Annotated in this window: 2 protein-coding genes; one reads left to right on the top strand and one right to left on the bottom strand. The window is 73.8% G+C overall.

All coding sequences use genetic code 11. From position 1 onward, the window contains the following. Positions 1 to 110: 110 nt before the first annotated feature. Positions 111 to 1,004 carry an LLM class flavin-dependent oxidoreductase gene (locus tag ITI46_RS34155; RefSeq protein WP_209243895.1) on the top strand — a complete coding sequence of 298 codons (894 nt, stop codon included), beginning with the start codon at positions 111 to 113 and terminating at the stop codon, positions 1,002 to 1,004. A 120-nt stretch (positions 1,005 to 1,124) separates the two neighbouring features. Here ITI46_RS34155 and ITI46_RS34160 read toward each other — a convergent pair whose 3' ends face one another. Then, a complete protein-coding gene (locus ITI46_RS34160; RefSeq protein ID WP_209243897.1) occupies positions 1,125 to 2,219 on the bottom strand; it encodes a hypothetical protein in 1,095 nt (364 codons plus the stop codon). Between the last annotated feature and the right edge of the window lie 195 nt (positions 2,220 to 2,414).

Here is a 2,414-nt window from a genome sequence, read left to right on the forward strand (position 1 = left end):
CGTTCGTCGTGGGCCGCACTGCGTGGCGGGCCGTGCCCGTGGGCGGGGCGGTGCCCCGGCCCCCGCAGCGCGGATTCGGGTCCGGCGGCCGGGGCGCTTAAGCTCGGATTATGCGTCTGAGCACCGTGATCCTCCCCGTCCGCCGCTGGTCCGAGGGCGGACGGGAGATGTGGCAGCGGGCCGAGGAACTGGGCTTCCACGCCGCGTACACCTACGACCACCTCTCGTGGCGGGTGCCCTTCCGTGACGGCCCCTGGTTCGGCGCCGTACCGACCCTCACCGCCGCTGCCGCCGCCACCTCCCGGCTGCGGCTCGGCACGATGGTCACCTCCCCGAACTTCCGGCACCCCGTCCCGCTCGCCAAGGAACTGATCACTCTCGACGACATCAGCAACGGCCGCGTCACCCTGGGCATCGGCGCCGGCGGGTCGGGGTTCGACGCGACAGCCCTGGGGCAGCACCCATGGACCCGCCGCGAGCGCGCCGACCGCTTCGCCGAGTTCGTCCCGCTGCTCGACCGGCTCCTCACCCAGGACGAGGTCACGGCCGAGGGCACCTACTACGCCGCCCACGAGGCACGCGGCCTCCCGGGTTGTGTGCAGCGCCCCCGGCTGCCGTTCACCGTCGCCGCGACCGGCCCGCGCGGGCTGCGGCTGGCCGCCGACCACGGGGAGTCCTGGCTGACGACGGGCGACCCGGCCGCCAACGAGACCGGCAGCCCCGCCGACTCGCTGGCCGCCCTCGCCCGCCAGACCGAGGCCCTGGAAAAGGCGTGCGCCGAGACCGGCCGCGCCCCGCACACCCTCGGCCGCACCCTGCTGACCGGCTTCACCCCCGACCGTCCGCTGGAGTCCCTCGACGCCTTCGTGGACTTCGCCGGCCGCCTCACCACCCTCGGCTTCGACGAACTCGTCCTCCACTGGCCCCTCCCCGGCACCCGCTTCGAGGCCGACCTCTCGGTCTTCGAAAGCATCGCCACAGAGGCACCAGCACAACTGGCGTGACGCGCCCGGCCGTGACCTTCCCGCCGCCCTCCCGGATTCAGGCGGCGCGGGGAGGCTCGGGGCGGCGCGGGTGCGGCTGCTCGGCCGGGCGCGGCACGCGGCGTCCTGTCCTAGCCGGCCCTAGCCATACCGTTCGATCCGGAACCGCACCTCAGCCGCCGGCACATTGCGGGTATGGCCGACCGACCAGGCCCCGCCCTGGGTGGCGGTGCTCGTGCCGGTGCTGGTGCCGGAATCAGTGCCGGCGCCGGTGCCGGGGATGTGCGCGACGTCGCGCACATACGCATCGACACCGTCCGCCGCGCCCCGCTCCCCTGCCCATTCCGTACCGCTCCAGCGCAGATAGTGCGCTGAACTGTCGTCCCAGAAGTCCCAACCCCCAATCAGCCCGGGCCCGCCGGCCGCGCCATCCGCCCCGGCACCACCCGGTGCGATCGCGTTCAGCGAGCCGATCTTGAACGGCAGGGTGTCACCGGCGACATGAGCCCACTCCGTCCCGTCGAAGTGGGCCAGCACCACGGACGGCGGCTTGCCCGGCGGGCCGCCGACACCGAACGCCGCGCCCACTGCCCACATGTCGTCCGGCGCCGTGGGCAGCAGATCGCTCACGCCCAGCCGGATACCGGTGAGCGGCGGCAGCACCGTCCACGAGCCGTGCGGCGCCGGCGCCGTGCCCTCGTCCCAGCGCGCGAGGTCCCAGCCGACCGTGTGCACACCGCCCGAGGGCGAGACCCGCACCCGCCAGGGAGCGTTCGGCGATGTCGCACCCGGAATGGGCGGCGTCCATCTCCACTTGTCGCCGTCGAAGCGCAGCAGCTTGGGCTGCCCCTCGTGCTGGCCGGTGACCCACGCCCTCCCGTCGCCGCCGACAGCCACCCAGGTCAGCACGGTCGCCGGATCGTCGTCGCCCGGATACCGCACCTGCCGCCAGGTGCCGCCGTCCCAGCGCAGCAGGCGGTCCGGGCCGTCCCTGTCCTCCCCCACCGCCCAGGCGGTGTCCGGCGACGTCCCGCTCACGGCGCGCAGGGAGCCGTTGAGTCCCAGGTGTCCCACATCCGTGTGCGACCACTCCGTGCCGTCCCAGCGCAGCGCCAGCGGACTGCCGCCAGTGCCCTGCGCCGGCACCCCCTGCTCGCCCACCGCCCAGGCCAGCTCCTCGCTCGCGGCGGACACCGACAGCAACCGGGACGCCGGTGCCGCTGCCGGAGCCGACACCAGCCGCCAACCCGCCTGCGCCGCTGCTGACTTGGAGACTGCCTGCGCGGAGGCACCCGTCGCCGCTAAGCCCGTGGCAACGGAACCGGCCAGAAAGGCGCGTCTTCGCATGATCTGCTCCCCTCTATGACACTTCGACCTCCCATACGCTGATCCGCCCGCCCGCAACTGACAAGACACGAACACGACCGATCC

The organism is Streptomyces oryzae (assembly GCF_017676365.1).
Taxonomy (GTDB): domain Bacteria; phylum Actinomycetota; class Actinomycetes; order Streptomycetales; family Streptomycetaceae; genus Streptomyces; species Streptomyces oryzae.

Coding starts and splice junctions, on each gene's coding strand:
- ITI46_RS34155 (WP_209243895.1), top strand. CDS start 111: ATGCGTCTGAGCACCGTGATCCTCCCCGTCCGCCGCTGGTCCGAGGGC.